This window comes from Clostridium sp. UBA3061, assembly GCF_002367465.1.
Classification (GTDB): Bacteria; Bacillota; Clostridia; order Clostridiales; family Clostridiaceae; genus Clostridium_J; species Clostridium_J sulfidigenes.
The window spans coordinates 24,434-44,128 of the sequence record NZ_DFCF01000015.1; the positions used below are offsets into that span (position 1 = coordinate 24,434).

Genomic DNA, 19,695 nt, shown 5'->3' on the forward strand with positions numbered 1-19,695 from the left:
AGGAATTAAAAATGGAAAAGAAGACATTAGTTCTTGGTGTTATTGGAGCAGATTGTCATGCTGTAGGTAACAAAATCATGGATTATGCATTAACAGAAGCAGGGTTTGAAGTCATCAATATTGGGGTGCTATCACCACAAGAAGACTTTATAAATGCTGCAGTGGAAACAAATGCTGATGCAATAATTGTTTCTTCTCTTTATGGACATGGAGAGATTGACTGTAGAGGCTTAAGAGAAAAGTGTGATGAATCAGGATTAAAAGATATCCTTATCTATGTTGGTGGTAACATAGTTGTAGGTAAACAAGATTGGGATGATGTTTATTCAAGATTTAAAGCAATGGGCTTTAATAGAGTTTATCCACCAGGAACAAGTATAGACACTACTATACATGACTTAAAAGAAGATTTAGGAATAGAATAGACAGAAGCACATAAACTAACTAACTAAAGTAGATTTTACTTGGAGTTTTAATAGAGAGCTGGAGTGATTTAAATGAATGCATATTTACTTTTAGACTTTGGTAGTACTTATACCAAATTGACTGCAGTAGATATAGATAATGAAGAAATATTAGCTACAGCAAAGGACATAACAACTATCGAAGATGATATAATGATAGGATTTAATAAAGCTTATGATAAGCTAATGAATAAGCTAGAAGGTAAAGAAGTAAATTTTGTTGAAAAACTTGCTTGTTCATCTGCAGCTGGAGGCTTAAAGATGGTTGCAATTGGGCTTGTGCCAGATCTTACAGCAGAAGCTGCTAAGAGAGCTGCTTTAGGAGCAGGAGCTCGAGTTATAAAAGTATATAGTTATGAATTAACTAAGGACGAAGTATTAGAGATAAAAAATTCTGATGTAGATATAATTCTTTTAGCCGGTGGTACTAATGGAGGAAATAAACAATGTATTCTACATAACGCAAAGATGCTAGTAGATTTAGATGTCAATCTTCCTATAGTTGTTGCTGGAAATAAAAGTGCTAATGATGAGATAAAAGAAATATTTCAAAAGGCTGGGTTCTATTTCAGCATAACAGAAAATGTTATGCCTCAATTAAATGCTTTAAATGTGGAACCAGCAAGAGAAGAAATAAGAAAAGTATTTATGGATAGGATAACTGATGCAAAAGGACTATCCAACGCAGAAAATTATATAAATGGTATACTAATGCCTACACCAGCAGCTGTACTTAAAGCAGCTAGAGTGTTAGGAGAAGGTACTGATGAAGAAGAAGGTATTGGAGACTTAATCATTGTTGATATAGGAGGAGCTACTACTGATGTACACTCTATAGGATATGGAGAGCCAACAAAGGGTGGAGTAAATATGAAGGGGTTAGAGGAACCTTTTGCAAAAAGAACTGTAGAAGGTGACTTAGGTATGAGATATTCAGCTGTGTCTCTTTGGGAAGCTGCAGGTAGTAGAAAGCTTAGATCATATTTAAATGATAAAGATAGAAAAGTACAAATTGAAGAAAGATGTAAATATAGGAATAGCAATATTAAAATGGTACCTGAAACAGATGAAGATATAAAATTTGATGAAGCTATGGCAAAGGCAGCTACAGAACTTTCTATGGAAAGACACTGCGGCACTGTTGAATGCATATATACTCCAATGGGAGCTGTATATAATCAATTAGGAAAAGATCTTATGGATGTAAAATATATGATTGGTACAGGTGGCGTTTTAGTTCATAGTAAACATCCAGGTGAAATATTGAAAGCAGGAACCTTTAATAAAGAAAATGCTACTTCTTTAAGACCTAGAAATCCAAAAACTTTAGTAGATAAAACTTATATATTATCATCAATGGGTTTGTTAGCTCAGGATTATCCTGACAAAGCAATAAGAATAATGAAAAAATATTTAGTGGAAGTGTAAATTACTAGGAGGTAAATTAAAGTGGAACTAAAAAACAAAAAGTGGACCGAGGAAGAGTTTTTTAAGACAAGAGAAGAGGTTTTAGCACAATGGCCAACAGGTAAAGAAGTAGATTTACAGGAGGCTATAGACTACAACAAAAAAATTCCAGCACACAAGAACTTTGCTAAAAAATTAATGGAAGCAAAGGAAGCGGGCATAACATTAGCTCAACCTAGGGCCGGTGTAGCTTTATTAGATAGCCACATAGAATTACTAAACTACTTAGACAAAGAAGGTGGAGCGGATCTTCTACCATCAACAATAGATAGTTACACAAGACAAAATAGATATGAAGAATGTGAAGTTGGGATACAAGAAAGTATAAAAGCTAGAAGATCACTTTTAAATGGATTTCCAGGGGTTAACCACGGGGTTAAAGGATGTAGACAAGTATTTGAATCTGTTAACTTACCATTAGAATCAAGACACGGTACTCCAGATGGTAGATTACTTGCAGAAATTACTCATGCATCAGGTTGGACATCAAATGAAGGTGGCGGTATATCATATAATATACCATATGCTAAAAGTGTTACTCTAGAAAAAACTATTCTTGATTGGCAATATTGTGATAGATTAGTAGGTTTCTATGAAGAGCAAGGTATATCTATTAATAGAGAGCCATTTGGTCCATTAACAGGAACTTTAGTACCACCAAGTACATCTAATGCAGTTGCAATAGTAGAAGCACTACTTGCAGCAGAACAAGGTGTTAAGAATATTACAGTTGGATATGGTCAGTGTGGTAACTTAATACAAGACGTAGCAGCAATTAGAGCACTTGAAGAGCAATGTAGCGATTACTTAAGAGCTTATGGTTATGGTGATGTTTACCTAACAACAGTATTCCATCAATGGATGGGAGGCTTCCCAGCTGATGAAGCTAAGGCTTTTGGTGTTATATCTACTGGAGCAGCAGCTGCAGCATTAGCAGGAGCTACAAAAGTTATAGTTAAAACTCCACATGAAGCTATAGGCATACCAACTAAAGAAGCAAATGCTCAAGGTATAAGAGCAACTAAAATGACTTTAAACTTATTAAAAGGTCAACAAATGCACTTATCTGATGAACTTAGAACTGAAATTGCTATAATTAAAGCTGAAACAAGATGCATGGTAGATAAGTTATACGAAGTAGGAAATGGTGACTTAGCGAAAGGTGCTGTTAAAGGCTTTGATATGGGAGTTATAGATATTCCATTTGCACCAAGTAAATATAACGCTGGTAAAATGATGCCTGCAAGAGATAATAATGGAGCAGTAAGATATCTTAAATTTGGAAATGTTCCATTTACAGCAGAGCTTAAAGCTTTCAATATGAAGAAGCTAGACGAAAGAGGAAAATACGAAAATCGTCCAGTTGGATTCCAAATGACAATAGATGATATATTTGCTGTAGGAAAAGGAAAGCTTGTTGGAAGACCAGAAAAATAACATTTATAATTTATAAGCTAACAATAAACTAATATAAAATTCTTAAATTATAGAAAGCAAGGTGTATTTAAATGAAAATTGTTGATGTAGTATGTTCTGCAGGAAGAACTGGATTTTATTTTGATGACCAAAGAGCAATAAAAGCTGGAGCTGGTCATGATGGATTTACTTATATTGGAGAGCCAGTAACTGAAGGATTTACATCTATAAGACAAGCAGGAGAATCTATATCTGTAATGTTAATACTTGAAGATGGTCAAGTAGCACACGGTGATTGTGCAGCTGTTCAATATTCAGGAGCAGGTGGACGTGATCCATTATTCTTAGCTAAAGATTTCATACCAGTTATAGAAAAGGAAATAGCACCAAAACTTATAGGTAGAGAATTAACTAACTTTAAATGTTTAGCTGAAGAATTTGATAAAATGTTGGTAAATGGAAAAAGACTTCATACAGCTATAAGATATGGAGTAACTCAAGCTATCCTTGATGGTGTAGCAAAAGCTAAAAAAGTTACTATGGCTGAAGTTGTAAGAGATGAATATAATACTGGAGTAGAAATTAATAGAATTCCTATATTTACTCAATCAGGAGATGACAGATACAACAACGCTGATAAGATGATTATCAAGGGAGCAGATGTTTTACCTCATGCTTTAATAAACAATGTAGAAGAGAAATTAGGCTTAAAGGGCGAAAAGCTTCTTGAATATGTTAAGTGGTTAAGTGATAGAGTTTTAAAATTAAGAACTAGTGAAGACTATAACCCAATATTCCATATAGATGTTTATGGAACTATAGGAGTTGCATTTGATTGTGATACAAAAGCAATGGCAGACTACATAGCAACATTGGAAGAGGCTGCTAAACCATTTAAATTAAGAATAGAAGGACCAATGGATGTAGAGCATAGAGAAAGACAAATGGAAGCATTAAAAGAGTTAACAGATGAACTTGATAATAGAAATATCAATGTAGAATTAGTTGCAGATGAATGGTGTAATACTTATGAAGACGTAGCATTCTTTGCAGATAACAACTCAGGACATATGCTCCAAATAAAAACTCCAGATCTTGGAGGAGTAAATAATACAATAGAAGCTATATTGTATTGTAAGAAGAAAAAGGTTGGAGCTTACTGTGGAGGAACATGTAACGAAACAAATAGATCAGCAGAAGTTTGCACTAACATTGCTATGGCTTGTGGAGCAGACCAATGCTTAGCTAAGCCAGGTATGGGTGTTGATGAAGGTTACATGATAGTGAACAATGAAATGAATAGGGTTGTTGCCTTAGTAAATAGAAGAAATAAATAATACATTAGGTATATAGTAAAAAGGCGGTTTAATTAAAACTGCCTTTTTACTTATAATAATTATAAAAATGAGATATATTATTCATGGGATTTAAATTAAACTGTATTAGTGAATTAATATTGAAATAATATATTTAATCAATGAGTTTAGGAGGATTATATATGAGAGAAATTAAAGTTTCACAGATAACAGAAGCTATAAGAAAATTATGTATAGATGCAAATTACTATCTAGGTAATGATATTAAAAACAGACTTATAAAATCTCATGAGGAAGAAGATTGGGATATTGCAAAGGGAATATTAAACAAAATATTAATCAATGCTGATATAGCTAAAAATGAAGATATGCCTATGTGTCAAGATACTGGTGTGGCATGTGTATTTATAGAAATAGGTCAAGAGGTTCAGGTAGTTGGAGGAGCACTAGAAGATGCAATAAATGAAGGTGTTAGACAAGGATATAAGGATGGCTACCTAAGGAAATCTGTAGTTAAGGATCCTTTAGATAGAGTAAATACAAAGGATAATACTCCAGCTATGATCTACTATAATATAGTTCCAGGAGATAAGCTAAAAATCACTGTAGCACCTAAAGGATTTGGTTCTGAAAATATGAGTCAAATAAAAATGTTAAAACCTTCTGATGGACTTCAAGGTGTTAAAGATTTTATAATAAAAGTAGTTAAGGAAGCAGGTCCAAATCCATGTCCACCAATAATTGTTGGAGTAGGAATTGGAGGAACCTTTGATAAGGCAGCAACAATTGCTAAAAAAGCACTTATTAGATCCATAGATGTAAGAAATGAAAATCCATTCTACGCAGAGTTAGAAGAGGAACTAGTAACTATGATAAATGAACTAGGTATAGGGCCTCAAGGATTTGGTGGGAAAACAACAGCATTAGCTGTAAATATAGAAACATATCCAACTCATATTGCAGGCCTTCCAGTAGCTGTAAATATTAATTGTCATGCTACAAGACATGCAGAAATAGAGCTATAATTAGGGGGTAAGGTTTATGGAAAAGAGAATAACTACACCACTAACAGAAGAAAAGGTAAAAGATTTAAAAGCTGGAGACAGTGTTTTATTAAGTGGAGTTATATACACAGGTAGGGATGCTGCTCATAAGAGGCTTGCAGAACTTTTAGAAAAAGGAGAAGAACTTCCTATAGATGTAAAGGATGCTGTTATATATTATGTAGGGCCAACTCCAGCAAAAGAAGGAATGGCCATAGGTTCAGCAGGACCAACTACTAGTTATAGAATGGATGCATATACACCAGCACTTTTAGACCATGGTTTAAGAGGAATGATTGGTAAAGGATTAAGAAATGCTGAAGTAATAGAATCTATGAAAAAGAATAAAGCTGTATACTTTGGAGCTATAGGTGGAGCTGCAGCCCTTATTGGTAAATGCGTAAAGAAAGCAGAAATAGTGACTTATGAAGATTTAGGAGCTGAAGCTATAAGAAGACTTGAAGTAGAGGATTTACCTATAGTTGTAGTAATAGATTCAGAAGGAAATAATTTATATGAAGTAGGTAGAGAAGCTTACTTAAGTAGTAAAAAATAAGTTTTATAGGTAGAGGTGATTTAGATGGAAATTAATAAAATTTCAAAGGCTGGAACCCTAGAATCCAATGATATATACGTTATAATCATGCCTAACGAAGAGGGCGGAATAGCTATAGAACTTGAGAGTATGGTTATGAAACAATTTGGAGCAGAAATAGAAAGAGCTATTAGAGAAACTTTAGATACTTTACAAGTAAAAAATGCCATTGTCAAAGCTCAAGATAAAGGGGCTCTTGATTATACAATAAGAGCTAGAATTGAAACTGCAGTAAAAAGAGCGCAGTAGGGGGTATAAATATGAAATTAAGAAGAACTATGCTTTTTATGCCTGGAAATAATCCAGGAATGTTACAAGATGCTGCAATCTTAGGTTCAGATTCTATAATTCTTGATTTAGAGGATGCAGTAAGTCTTACAGAAAAAGATAGTGCTAGAATTCTTGTTAGAGAAGCAATTAAAAATGTTGATTATAGTGGAGTAGAGGTGGTAGTTAGAATAAATCCACTTACTACAGAATTTTCAAGTGAGGATATAGAAGTTATTGGAAGAGTTAAGCCAGATGCACTAATGGTTCCAAAGGCAACGGAAGATGAACTTATAGAGATTAGTAGTAGACTTGAAAAAATAGAAAAAGAAGAAGGCTTTGAAGACAAAGCTATAAGGTTAATACCAATAGTGGAAAGTGCTTATGGTGTTGAAAATGTATATACCATTATAAAATCATCAGACAGAATAGTAGCAGTTCTTTTAGGTGGAGAAGATTTAACTTCTGATATGGGAATTAAGAGAACTAAAGAAGGCAGTGAGATATTTTATGCTAGAAACAGGGTAGCTGTAGCTTGCAAGGCTATGAGAGTAGGGGCTATTGATACTCCATTTACAGATACTAATGACTTTGAAGGATTAGAAAAGGATACTCTACTTGCAAAATCCCTTGGAATGACTGGCAAAGCATCAATTAATCCAAGACAAATTGATACAATACACCAAGTATATGCTCCAACTAAAGCGGAGATAATCCATGCTCAAAGGGTATTAGATGCTATGGAAGAAGCTGAAAGAGAAGGTAAGGGAGTATTTTCTCTAGATGGTAAAATGGTAGATGCACCAGTTATAAATAGAGCAAAAACCACTGTAGAATTAAGTAAAAAACTAGGCCTTATTTAATGAGGGGATTGAGGTGATAATAATATGAAGAATGTATTAGGAAGAGAAATTCCGGAGTATATAGATGGATACGGAAATGTAAAGATTTTTGAAGGTGCTTTTAAAAATATGAATCCTTTAAAAAAGGTGTCAGCAAAGATTAAACCTGTAGTTCCTGGAGATGCAAAGTTAGTAAATTCTTTAGAAGAAGTTTTAGATAAAGTGGAAATTAGGGATGGAATGTGTATATCTTTTCACCATCACTTAAGAAATGGGGATTATATTCTTAACATGGTTGTAGAATCCATGGCTAAAAGAGGAATAAAGAATTTAACTGTGGCAGCAAGTTCTATATTTCCAACTCATAAGCCGCTAGTTGCTTATATTGAAGATGGTACTGTATCTAAAATATATGCAAATTATATATCAGGACCTGTAGCAGATGCTATATCACAGGGAAAATTAAAATATCCAGCTATAATGCATACCCATGGTGGAAGATCAAGAGCTATTGAAAGTGGAGATTTACATATCGATATAGCCTTTTTAGCAGCACCTTCTAGTGATATGTACGGTAATATAAATGGACTTACTGGCAAATCTGCTTGTGGTGCTTTAGGATATGCAGTTTCTGATTCAGAATATGCAGACACTGTAATAGCTATTACAGACAACTTAGTGCCATATCCAAACTTCCCAATGGAAATAAACCAAGTTTATGTAGATTATGTAGTTAAGGTAGATTCTATAGGAAATCCGGCAGGAATAGTATCAGGAACTACACAAATTACAAAGGATCCTATAGGCCTTAAAATTGCAAAGAATGCTTTAGATACTATGATAGCTTCAGGACTAGTTAAAGAAGGTATGTCATTTCAAACAGGAGCTGGAGGAATATCTCTAGCTGTAGCTGCAGAGCTTAGAGAATATATGAATAAGAATGAAATCAAAGGTAGTTTTGCATCTGGTGGAATAACTGGCTATATTGTAGATATGTTTGAAGAAGGATTATTCCAAAGTTTACTAGATGTACAATGTTTTGATTTAAAGGCAGTAGAGTCTTGTGATAAAAATGAAAAACATATAACTATGTCAGCTTCTATGTATGGAAATGCTCATAACAAAGGAGCTGTAGTAAATAACTTAGATATAGTAATACTTGGAGCAACAGAAATAGATACAAACTTTAATGTAAATGTTACTACTGCTTCAGATGGAACTATAATGGGGGGTTCTGGTGGTCATGCAGACACCGCAGCAGGCTCTAAACTTACTATAATAGTAACAAAACTAACTAAGGCAAGGTTACCAATAATAAAGGATAAGTTGACTACTATAACTACTCCAGGTGAAACTATTGATGTAATAGTAACTGAAAGAGGAATAGCTGTTAACCCTAAGAGGGTTGATTTAATTGAAAAATTAAAAGAAGCAAACCTTAATGTGGTAACTATAGAGGAATTAAAGGAAATAGCTGAAAAAATAACAGGTACTCCTAAAGCAATAGAATTATCTAAGGATATAGTTGCAGTTGTAGAATATAGGGATGGAACTGTTATAGATGTAGTTAGAAAAACATTATAAATAAAATAACACCTGTCTAAGATATTTTATTCTTAGATAGGCGTTATTTTTTGTGTTAAATCTCGGTTAGGAAGTTTAAATTTTCTTAATATAAGTACAAAATTATTTGGCAATAAGTTAAATTTATATTGTTAAATAAAATAAGAAAGAGTGATGAAATAATGTGGCCTAAAGAAAAATTAAAATTCAATAGAATATTTAAGAAAAAGTTTAACATCAAGACCAGATTAATTTTAGCTTTATCAGTATTAAGCATTAGTACAATAATATTTGGAGTATATTCTATATTTCAAATGATGAAATTACATAATAGTATAGAAGGTATATCAAGTATATATGGTGGTAAAATTCAAAAGTCAGATGAACTTAGTTATCATGTTTTAAATTTTAGAACTAAAGAATATGGATATATAATGGAGACATTTTCAGAAGAAAAAAATAGAATAGAACAAGAAATGAAAGAATCAAAAGGAAATATACAATTAATTTTAGAGGATTATTTTAATTATTGTGATAGCAATAGTGAAAAAAAGGATATTGAAAATATACAAGAAAAACTTAAAGTTTACTTAGAGGTTAACAATGAAGTTATAGAAATAAATAAAAAAAATAAAGAAATGAGAAATGTTTTAACTTTAATTAAGGGAAAATCTAAAAATCAATTTGATGAATTGATAAGCTCTATTGATGAACTTAAACAAAAGAATTTAATTTATTTAGACAGTATAAATAAAGAAGCTAATGAACGTTATAAAATAGTATTAATTACATTTATAGGCGTAACTTTTGGAATAATTTTATTTACTATTGTAGTGTGTATATATTTAACAATTTCAATTGTATATCCATTAAATAGATTAAAGGGGAAGATAAATGAATTAGTAAATAAAGGTGGTGATTTAACTCAAGATATAATTGTTGAGTCAGGAGATGAAATAGGAGAATTATCACAAGCTATCAATGTGTTTATGAATAATATAAGAAAGATAATAGTGGAAGTTAATAATTCCTCAGATAATGTTTTAAGCTCTTCTAGGGATACAGCTAGGTATATAAAAGAGCTTCATATGAATGCAGAAAGAACAACGAATACTGTAGATGAAATTTCCATGGCCATTGAGGAAGCGGCAGTAAACTCTAATGAGGTTAGTGGTTTATCTTTAGGAGTAGAGAGTTTTATAAATGATATAACCCATAAGGCTAAAGAAGGAGAGAAAACTGCAATAGATATTAGAGGGAGGGCTAATGAATTAAAAGACAATGTGGAGGTATCTAACAAGAAGGCACTTCAAATATTAGAAGAAACAAAGAAAAATCTCATAGAAGCTTTGGAAAAATCTAAATCCGTCAGTGAGATAGAAAATTTATCAGGATCAATATTAGATATTGCAAATCAAACAAATTTACTAGCTTTAAATGCATCTATAGAAGCAGCTAGAGCGGGTGAGTACGGTAAAGGCTTTACTGTGGTTGCAAATGAAGTTAGAAATTTAGCGGAACATTCAAGAGTTACCGTAGAAAATATGCAACAGGTAATTAAAAATGTTAAGGAATCTGTAGATACTCTATCTATAAGCTCCAATAAGATTTTAAAATTTATAGATGATATAATAATTAAAGACTATAAAAAAATGTACATCATAGGGGAAAAATATAATAGAGATTCTATAATTATAAATGAGTTAACAGAAAGATTTAGTCACATGGCAAAAGAATTAAAGGCTGTTGTATCTACTATAACAAGTTCCATGGTAAATATAAGTGAAACAGTAAATAAAGGATCAACAGGTATAGTTGAAGTTGTAGAAAAGACCAGTTGTTTATACATCAATATTGGAGAGATAGAAAATCAGATGTTGCGAAATGAAGAAAGTGCTAGGGGATTAAAAGTGATTATATCTAAATTTACAATATAAGTTATATAATAAAGTTTTCATTATAAATTATTAATGAAGACTTTTTTTATATTGCAATTAGAATTTATATTACAATACAAAATGGGGAATAAAGATTTTATTTACAGTGCTACTATGATAACATATAAGGAGAAAGTAAATTATTTACTTAGGAGGTTTTTCAATGTCTAAGTTAAAAGATCCTTTTAAGAATGTATGAAAAAGAGAATATAATGGAGGCAAGTATGCCTATAATACCACATTAATAGCAGGAATTATAATAATAAGTATGTTATTTATTATATTAATTTGTCTGTCCTAATATTATAATAAAATTTTTAGTCAACTTATTAATAAAGTAAACTTTATTAAATTAATATCGTATTATTTATATAAAGAGAGGGAAGAAGATGAAAGAATCGCAAGGAAGAGCTCCTGTAGAAGATGCCATTCTTGTAAGCAATGTATTAAAGGGAGACGTAGATAGTTTTCAAGTTATAGTCGAGAAATATCAGCTTAATATACTTAGATTTATTTATGGAATGATAAAACAGAAGGAAGCAAGTGAGGATATTACTCAAGAGGTATTTATAACTGTATATAATAAATTAGATATGTATAATAATAAATATAGTTTTATAAATTGGGTTTTGCAGATCGCAAAAAATAAAACCATAGATTATATGAGGAAATATAGAAAGGTTTATGAAAGTGATATTGATGAAGCATATAATATATCATCTTCTGAGATGGGACCGGAAGAATCTTTAGAATATTTAGAAGTAAAAGAAAATGTAAATAAATATATAAAAACTCTAGATCAAGTTGATAAGCAAATATTAAATTTAAGGTATTCTCAGAATTTAACTTTTAGAGATATAGGTGAAACTCTAGATATTACAGAAACTACTGTGAAAAGGAGATACTATAAAGTAAGAGATGGATTCAAAGTCTTTTGCAAGTAAGGTTAGGAGGAGTCACAATGAAATGTAGTCAGTTCAAAGATAAGTTAACAGAATATATTGAAGAAAATTTGTCAGCCGAAGCAGATGAAGAAATGAGGAGTCACCTTTTAACCTGCCAAAGTTGTAAAGATGATTATGACAAAGAAGTTTTAGAATATAAAACTTTTAAAGAGGCCTTTTCTTATGAAAACATTAACTTTAAAAACTCTACAGAAAAAATAATGGAGAGTATAGATAAAAATAAATATACAAGGGGGAGAAGAGGAATGAAAAGAAAATACAAAGGAGCATTAGCTATTGCAGCTGCATTTTTATTAGGGGTTATAGTTACTCCTGTAGCTATGAAATTAATGGATGGTAAAGAAATATTTTCAGCAGCTTCATCAGGAAAGGAAGAGAATTCTACTAAGCAAGAAAATATAGTTAAATCTGAAATTGCAGAAGAAAACAACAGTAACGAACCTATAGAAAGCGTTCCAGAGACATCATCAAATGAAGAAAAGACTAGTGATGATATAAAGAAATCAGTAAATGTGAATATTGTTGACTTATATAGTAAAGCGGAAGTGACTATGTCTAAGGAGTTAACTTTTAATACACCATTTATAGCTACAGAAGATGGTAAATATGAAGCTAGTATAGAAGGTAAAGGAGAAAAGGCTATAGAAGAGGGAATAGGTATACTTTATGTAAAAGATACGTCTACAAATAAGATGTATGAGTATACTGCAATAGAGAAAAAAAGTCAGCAATCACCACTATCAATAAGTTGGTATGATGACACTCATCTTATGATAGTTCATGGTTTAGGATATGGAACATTAGTTAATGGTGAACGTATTATAATCGTAGATGTAACCACAGGTGAACAAATGCTTATAGCTACGGCTAAGGATAAAGAGCGGTTTGTATCTATAACAAGAAAAGATGATAGCTTAATATTAAAATATGTTCTTTATTTAGATGACATGATGAATGATAAAGAAGACAAATCTAAAACTTTTGACAATTATATTCTTGGAGATGTAATAGAAATAGAATAAGATAGTGTATTGCAACTAAAGGTTGCAATACCTTTTTTCTTATTCATAGTTATTGATAATAAAACTAGTAACATGATAAAATTAGTTGTAAAAAGATATATAGGAATAGATACTATAAAATATATAATAAGTTATAAAATAAAATATAAGTGGTGAAGTGATGGTTAATATAAATAAGACTTATAAAAAGGCAATGGATTTTTATTGTGATGGAAGATTAGATAAAGCATTAAATTATTGTGATAGGGTATTAAACAAAGATAGAAGTCATTCTCCTACATTGAATTTAAAGGGACTAATATATTATATTCGTGGACAATTAGAAGAAGCAAAGACTCTTTGGAAGTTAAGCTATAAATTAAATGGAGATATGGTATCTAAAAAGTATTTAGATGATTCTAGACATGATGAAGGGGATATATATATATTTAGTCAAGGTGTACATCTATTTAATGAATTTAAGGTAAAAGATGCTTTAAGGTGTTTTCTAAAGTGTGAAAGTTCCCATTTTAACAGTATAAATCTTTGGAAATACATAGCTAAGTGCCATATGCAATTAGGGCAGCATAATAAAGCTGTTAAATATATAGAGGATATTTTAACTATTGATAAACATAATCCAGAAGCTTTAAGCTTAAAAAAGCAGTTAATAGAATTAAATTTTATACCCAAAGAGACTAGGGTAAAATTTAAGAAGTTTATGGTGGTATTAGGAACAAGTATAGTTGCAGTGTGTATTGTATTATTAATAGGCATTGGAATATTTAAAGGATACAACAAAACTCATCAATGGTTACAAATCAAACAAGAAAAAAAGAATGAAGCAATTAATAAGGATAAAACAAATTTAGACAATTTCCAAGGAAATAGTGAAAAAATAGAGGGGAATTCTCATAAAGAATCAGAAAGTGATGAAATTAAAAAAGAAATAGAAAAAAATGAGAGTTCTAATATTGAAAATGAAAGTTTTAATGTAAGTACATTAAAATCCTACGTAAGAGCGAAAGACTATGAAAACATTATTAAATACATAGAAAAATATGATATAGAAAGTTTAAGTATAAATGATAGGAACATAGCTCAAAATGCAGTAACTTTAATAAAGGAAAAAGGAGTATTGTCCTTATATGAAAACGGAGTTAGTTATATTGCAGATAAGAGATATGATAATGCGATAAAGAACTTCACCTTAGTTTATAAATATAGTGAGGGTATGTATCTAAATGAACATATACTATTTATGATGGCCAGTTCCTATGAAGGTTTAGAAGATATAGAAAATGCAAATAAGTATTATGAGATATATGTAGACAAGTATGAAAAAAATGGTTCATATATAGAACAATGTCTTTACTCTCTAGCAATAAATAATGAGGGAATAGATAAAGAAAAGTCAAAAAAATATGCTAAAATTCTTACTAATAGATTTAGCAAATCAGAATATAACAATAGTAGGATAAAGGCTATATTAAAATAGAACCTATTTATAGTTCTACCATAAATAGAGAGAATGGGCTACTTTATAGCTCCATTCTCTCTATTTTTATTTTAAAGTTATTAGACTTCTATTCTAGTAGGATTAACTCTATTAAGGGTATCTATGTGATATGGAGATACGATAATGATGTTACAGAAAAGTAAAAGAATCAAAATGAATTTTTTCATATAATTCATCTCCTTTTTCAGTAATTGCTATTTAGGTTATTATACTCCTTAGTAAAATTTTTATACATTTTTTCTATTTTATCATAGGCTTCATTACTTGAAGCATAAAGTGAGTCCATAAAATCTTCTCTTACATCCTTACTATCTCTACGAACTTTTTCAGTTAAAATAGCATACTTAATTTCATATAAGTAGTCATTATATGAAGATACAACTTCCGTAAAATCTTTATATAGTGATGAAAAATCATCAGGTATAGACATTTGAGATAAAATGTTTTGTACTGAAGCTAATTTTTTAGAAGTATCATCTATATTAGAAATTAAAAGTTCATAGGTCATATTGCCACTACGACATTTTAAGACATCTTCATAGAAGTTATATTTTAAGCTATCTAGTGATATAACTAGCTCTCTTAAAGTATGAATAAATTTAGTAATATCTGATGATTTTAAATCAGATATTTTCTTTAAATTATTAGAAGATATACAATAGTCTATAGTTGAATCAATTACTGAATACATAGGAACACCTAAATCATAATTATAATCTTTTTTTAGCTTGATTAAGTCATAATAGTTTTCTGTAGCATCTCTGAAGGCTTTTAAATTATTAACTGCTAGCTGAATATCACTTCCATTAGGATTTTTCAGCATTGCTTCAAGTTGCTCTATAATGAGAATATTTTCATTTAGGCCCTTAGATAAATTCTCATAATTTTCTGGTGAGATTACTTCTTTAGCAGAAGGGTTTGAATTTAAATCTATAGATATATCTATCAAGTCAGCTTTCATTTTGGTTAAAACACTAAGAGCTTTTTCAACATCTATATTATTATCTATTAGGATTTTACAGCTATTATTAACCTTCCATATAGATTTCATAGTGTTAGAAATATATCTTTCTTCTTTGTTAAAAGAAAACTTACTAAAAAAACCATAACTCATAAAAAACAAAATTATACCTATAATAAAAAAGCATAAATATTTCATTACTATGTTGTCTATTTTAATTTTTTTTCCACTCACTTACAGCATCCCCCTTTGTATTTGTAAAAAATATATTATAATTCTTTATATTAAAGTTAAAACTAAAATATTCGTAGTTATTAACATTTATTTAATTAAAATATTTTTGGTCTAAAAATTAAAATTTATATTACAAATAGAAGTATTGGTGTATAATTAAAATAGTATTATCGTTAGGTGGTGACTATATGGAAAGCTTTAATGCACTCATAAATATTTTTAAGGGAATGACTATATTTTCTCTAATTGACATTATTGTAGTTTCTTTTATATTTTATAAAGGTTATACATTAATAAAAGAGACAAGAGCAGAACAATTATTAAAAGGAATTGTACTTATATTTTTATTAATACCAGTAAGTGATGTTTTAAACTTAACAACCCTAAATTGGATATTAGAGAATACTTTAACAATTAGTGTTATTTCTATTATAATTATATTTCAGCCTGAAATTAGAAAGGCTTTAGAACATATTGGAAGAACTTCTTTTGTAGATAAAATAATTTATGAAGATGAAGAAGTTATGAAGAGTGTGGTTAATGAAATAGTAGATGCTGTGGAAGTATTGGCTGAGGATAGAGTTGGAGCACTTATAATAATAGAACAAAAGACTGGTCTTGGAGATATTATAAACACGGGAACTAAAATAAACGGTGATGTATCTTCAGCACTTCTTCAAAATATTTTTGTTGTAAATACTCCACTTCACGATGGTGCCACTATCATAAGGAATGATAAGGTTGTAGCATCAGGTTGCTTTTTACCCCTTACAAATGATGATAAGTTAAATAAACAGTTAGGCACAAGGCACAGGGCTGGAATAGGAGTTACAGAGGTAGCAGACTGTATAACTATTATAGTTTCAGAAGAAACAGGGGTAATTTCTTTAGCTATAAATGGAAGATTACTTAGAAATTACGATAAAGATAAGCTGAGAAATGTACTACTTAAAATAATGAAGAGTAGACAAAATAGAAAAGAATCATTTAAAGAGAGGGTAAAGCTATGGATAAGCAAAAAAGACAAGACATCATAATAAGAATTTGTTGTGTAATAGCAGCACTAGTATTGTGGATGTATATTCGTAGTAGCGAAGACCCTGTCACTACTAGTGTAATAAAATATGTACCGGTAAAGATACTAAATGAAGATACTCTTGCAGATAGAGATTTAGTACTAATACCAAATCAAGATTTTTATATAAATTTAACAGTAAAGGCTCCGGCATCTACAATTAAAGATTTAGATAAAAAAGAGTTCACTCTAGTAGCAGACCTTCAAGGGTATGCACTAACCCCGGGAGAAAATAAAGTTCAAGTTAAAGTAAAAGAAGCAATTCCTGGAGTTTCTGTTGTAAACTCTGATGGTCTTCTAATGAAAGTAGATGTGGATACTTTAGCAGATAAATATGTAAATGTAACATCTGGAATTGTAGGTGAAGTAGCGAAAGGATATTATAATGATGATTCTGTAATATCACCTAATTCTGTAAAAATTTCAGGGCCACAAAGATATTTAGATCAAGTGGTAGGAGCAGTAGCTCAAGTAGATATAACTAATGCAAGCACTGATATAGATAAAAACTGTAAGGTTACTTTAGTAGATTCAGACGAAAGAGAAGTTACTGGACTATCTATATATCCAGAATATGTGCAGGTGAAAATCCAGGTGAAAAAAGGAAAATATTTGGGGATAAATATACAGACTACTGGAACGGCAGTACCAGGAGTAACTATAGTAAGTACGGAAGCAGCACCAAAGAGTATAGAGGTAGCTGGTGTAAGTGAAATAATAGATAACATAAAAAGCATTAATACAGAACCTATAAATATTAGTAATATAACTGAAAGCACTACGGTAGATGCAAATCTAATAATGCCGGAAGGTGTACACAGTGTAAATAATGAGAAAACTGTAAAAGTTAAAATTACAGTTAAGAAAATTAGTGAAAAGACTTTAAGTATACCAATAAACTATACTAATTTGGGAGAAAAACTTACACTAGAAAACTCAACTCCAACATTAAAGTTAGTTATTACAGGAGAAGAGAGTGAACTAAGTAAAATCAGTGAAGATAAACTTAAGGCTACAGTAGATTTGAAAAGTTTAACAGAAGGCTCCCATGAAGTTAAGATACAATTAGCAGGAGTACCAAATACAGTACAAGTTAAGAGCCAAACACCTGAAAATATAACTATAACCATAAAAGCCAAAACAGAGGAGACAGGTAATAATGACGGTTAAGATAAATAATTTAGTTTTAGGAATAAATGAAGATAGTTTAGCCACCTTAAAATCAAAGGTGGCTAATAAACTTAGAATAAAAGAAAGTGATTTTAAATCCTTTAAAATTACTAAGGAATCTATAGATGCTAGAAAAAAATCAGAAATAAAAATAAATTATGCTGTAGAAATTGAATGTGATAATGAAGCTAAAGTAATAGCTAGAGTAAATAGTAATGATGTTAAATTAGGTGGAGATAATTATAAAGCTGATTTTGAAATTGGAACAAAGAAGCTAGAGAGTAGACCTATAGTAGTAGGAATGGGACCAGCAGGGCTATTTGCTGGACTTCTTTTAGCTGAAAAGGGATATCACCCTCTTATAATTGAGAGAGGTGAAGATGTAGACAGTAGAACTAGAACTATAGATGGCTTTTGGAATAATAGGATACTTAATGCAGAAAGTAATGTTCAATTTGGAGAAGGTGGAGCCGGTACTTTTTCAGATGGAAAGCTAACAACTAGAATTAAAGATCATAGATGTGGATATGTTCTAGAAAAACTTGTTTTAGCAGGTGCACCAGAAGAAATTACATATATGGGGAAGCCTCATATCGGAACGGATATATTAAAAAATGTAGTGAAAAATATAAGAGAAAAAATTAAGGAATATGGTGGAGAAGTAAGATTTTCATCTAAACTTGAAGATATATCAATAAGAAATGGTAAAATTTCTGAGATAGTAGTAGAAGGTGAACATATACCTTGTGATAATCTTATACTTGCTACAGGTCATAGTGCTAGAGATACTTATGAAATACTATTTTCAAAAGGTGTTTCTATATCACCAAAACCCTTTGCCGTTGGTTTTAGAGTTGAACATTTACAGCATATGATAGATGAAAATCAATATGGTAAATATGCAACTCATCCAAAACTAAGGGCTGCGGATTATAAACTAACCTATACTAGTAATAAACTATCTAGATCTGTATACAGTTTTTGTATGTGTCCAGGTGGTCAGGTAGTGGCTTCAGCATCAGAAGAAAATACTGTAGTAGTAAATGGTATGAGCAATTATAAGCGAGATGGGATAAATGCTAATTCTGCTTTAGTAGTATCAGTAGATCCTAGTGATTTTGAAGGAAATACCCCATTAGGGGGAATTGCTTTTCAAAGGCGTTATGAAGCTTTAGCTTATGAAGTTGGAGGAAGAAATTATAACGCCCCTGTTCAGCTTGTAAAAGATTTTTTAAATGACAAAGTATCAAAGAATTTTGGAAGGGTGAAACCAACATATACTCCAGGAACTGAATTTGTAGATTTAAAAAGCTGTGCACCAAATTTTGTTGTAGATGCTATAAAAGAAGCATTACCTGTATTTGATAGGAAAATACCAGGATATGCAGGAGAAGATGCAATATTAACAGGTATGGAAACAAGGACTTCTGCCCCTGTAAAAATAAATAGAAATGAAAATTATGAAAGTGTTAATGTTAGAGGATTGTATCCAACGGGTGAAGGTGCTGGATATGCAGGAGGAATTGTATCAGCAGCAGTAGATGGACTTAGAGTGGCAGAACAGATTATCACAGAATATTCACCAAAATAAAACAAAGAGAAACTTGATATTTATATTATCCATTGATAATATAATATTTAAGAAGATTATTTTATCCATTCTTCTTTTCTTTTACGGGGATATGAGTTTGCAGCAAGAAGTGAAGATAGGATTTAGGATAAACAGATTTCTTAGAGCTTTTGCTCATTAGAGATTGTTATCCTTTAGGATAAATTTTGCTAAGATTTAGAAATATATAAATTTTATATACTTCTAAATCTAATGCAAAAAAATTAAAGCTAATATAAATATTTATGTGG

17 protein-coding genes are annotated in these 19,695 nt (G+C 30.8%); 16 read left to right on the forward strand and 1 reads right to left on the reverse strand.

The genetic code is table 11. From position 1 onward, the window contains the following. Positions 1-11: 11 nt before the first annotated feature. The 13 genes from glmS to B2P65_RS14305 all read left to right on the forward strand — a co-directional run bounded on the left by glmS (position 12) and on the right by B2P65_RS14305 (position 14,374). Positions 12-425, forward strand: a complete 414-nt coding sequence (gene glmS, locus B2P65_RS14245; RefSeq protein ID WP_150845891.1) for a methylaspartate mutase subunit S — start codon at positions 12-14, stop codon at positions 423-425. Between the two features lie 72 nt (positions 426-497). Beyond that, positions 498-1,892, forward strand: coding sequence for a methylaspartate mutase accessory protein GlmL (gene glmL, locus B2P65_RS14250; RefSeq protein WP_346847792.1), 1,395 nt, complete (start codon positions 498-500; stop codon positions 1,890-1,892). A 21-nt stretch (positions 1,893-1,913) separates the two neighbouring features. Further along, a complete protein-coding gene (locus tag B2P65_RS14255; RefSeq protein ID WP_035133368.1) occupies positions 1,914-3,368 on the forward strand; it encodes a methylaspartate mutase subunit E in 1,455 nt (484 codons plus the stop codon). Positions 3,369-3,439: 71 nt separating this feature from the next. Then, positions 3,440-4,684: a methylaspartate ammonia-lyase gene (locus tag B2P65_RS14260; protein ID WP_035133370.1), complete on the forward strand. Its 1,245-nt coding sequence runs from the start codon at positions 3,440-3,442 to the stop codon at positions 4,682-4,684. A gap of 161 nt (positions 4,685-4,845) precedes the next feature. After that, positions 4,846-5,688: a fumarate hydratase gene (locus B2P65_RS14265; RefSeq protein WP_346880373.1), complete on the forward strand. Its 843-nt coding sequence runs from the start codon at positions 4,846-4,848 to the stop codon at positions 5,686-5,688. Positions 5,689-5,704: 16 nt separating this feature from the next. Then, positions 5,705-6,262, forward strand: a complete 558-nt coding sequence (locus tag B2P65_RS14270) for a Fe-S-containing hydro-lyase (protein ID WP_150845894.1) — start codon at positions 5,705-5,707, stop codon at positions 6,260-6,262. A gap of 24 nt (positions 6,263-6,286) precedes the next feature. After that, positions 6,287-6,550, forward strand: coding sequence for a citrate lyase acyl carrier protein (gene citD, locus B2P65_RS14275; protein WP_150845895.1), 264 nt, complete (start codon positions 6,287-6,289; stop codon positions 6,548-6,550). A gap of 11 nt (positions 6,551-6,561) precedes the next feature. Continuing rightward, positions 6,562-7,431, forward strand: coding sequence for an HpcH/HpaI aldolase/citrate lyase family protein (locus tag B2P65_RS14280; protein WP_346876703.1), 870 nt, complete (start codon positions 6,562-6,564; stop codon positions 7,429-7,431). Positions 7,432-7,455: 24 nt separating this feature from the next. Next, positions 7,456-8,994: a citrate lyase subunit alpha gene (citF, locus tag B2P65_RS14285; protein ID WP_346876702.1), complete on the forward strand. Its 1,539-nt coding sequence runs from the start codon at positions 7,456-7,458 to the stop codon at positions 8,992-8,994. Positions 8,995-9,155: 161 nt separating this feature from the next. Further along, entirely contained in the window at positions 9,156-10,910 is a 1,755-nt protein-coding gene (locus B2P65_RS14290; RefSeq protein ID WP_346880374.1) for a methyl-accepting chemotaxis protein, read from the forward strand. A 389-nt stretch (positions 10,911-11,299) separates the two neighbouring features. Further along, positions 11,300-11,854: a sigma-70 family RNA polymerase sigma factor gene (locus B2P65_RS14295; RefSeq protein WP_346876700.1), complete on the forward strand. Its 555-nt coding sequence runs from the start codon at positions 11,300-11,302 to the stop codon at positions 11,852-11,854. A gap of 17 nt (positions 11,855-11,871) precedes the next feature. After that, positions 11,872-12,897 (forward strand): DUF4652 domain-containing protein, encoded by a 1,026-nt coding sequence (locus B2P65_RS14300; protein ID WP_346847785.1) that lies wholly within the window; start codon positions 11,872-11,874, stop codon positions 12,895-12,897. A 160-nt stretch (positions 12,898-13,057) separates the two neighbouring features. Then, entirely contained in the window at positions 13,058-14,374 is a 1,317-nt protein-coding gene (locus B2P65_RS14305) for a tetratricopeptide repeat protein (protein ID WP_346880375.1), read from the forward strand. A 205-nt stretch (positions 14,375-14,579) separates the two neighbouring features. Here the strand turns inward: B2P65_RS14305 and B2P65_RS14310 are convergent, their stop codons facing one another. Then, positions 14,580-15,590 carry a hypothetical protein gene (locus B2P65_RS14310; protein ID WP_346876698.1) on the reverse strand — a complete coding sequence of 337 codons (1,011 nt, stop codon included), beginning with the start codon at positions 15,588-15,590 and terminating at the stop codon, positions 14,580-14,582. Positions 15,591-15,778: 188 nt separating this feature from the next. Here B2P65_RS14310 and cdaA point away from each other — a divergent pair, with 188 nt between their 5' ends. The 3 genes from cdaA to B2P65_RS14325 are packed head-to-tail and all read left to right on the forward strand — an operon-like array spanning position 15,779 to position 19,426. Then, positions 15,779-16,627 carry a diadenylate cyclase CdaA gene (gene cdaA, locus B2P65_RS14315; RefSeq protein ID WP_035133386.1) on the forward strand — a complete coding sequence of 283 codons (849 nt, stop codon included), beginning with the start codon at positions 15,779-15,781 and terminating at the stop codon, positions 16,625-16,627. Continuing rightward, positions 16,597-17,835: a CdaR family protein gene (locus tag B2P65_RS14320; RefSeq protein WP_346880376.1), complete on the forward strand. Its 1,239-nt coding sequence runs from the start codon at positions 16,597-16,599 to the stop codon at positions 17,833-17,835. The genes cdaA and B2P65_RS14320 overlap by 31 nt, the downstream gene beginning before the upstream one ends. Further along, positions 17,825-19,426, forward strand: coding sequence for an NAD(P)/FAD-dependent oxidoreductase (locus tag B2P65_RS14325; protein ID WP_346880377.1), 1,602 nt, complete (start codon positions 17,825-17,827; stop codon positions 19,424-19,426). The genes B2P65_RS14320 and B2P65_RS14325 overlap by 11 nt, the downstream gene beginning before the upstream one ends. Positions 19,427-19,695: the final 269 nt, after the last annotated feature.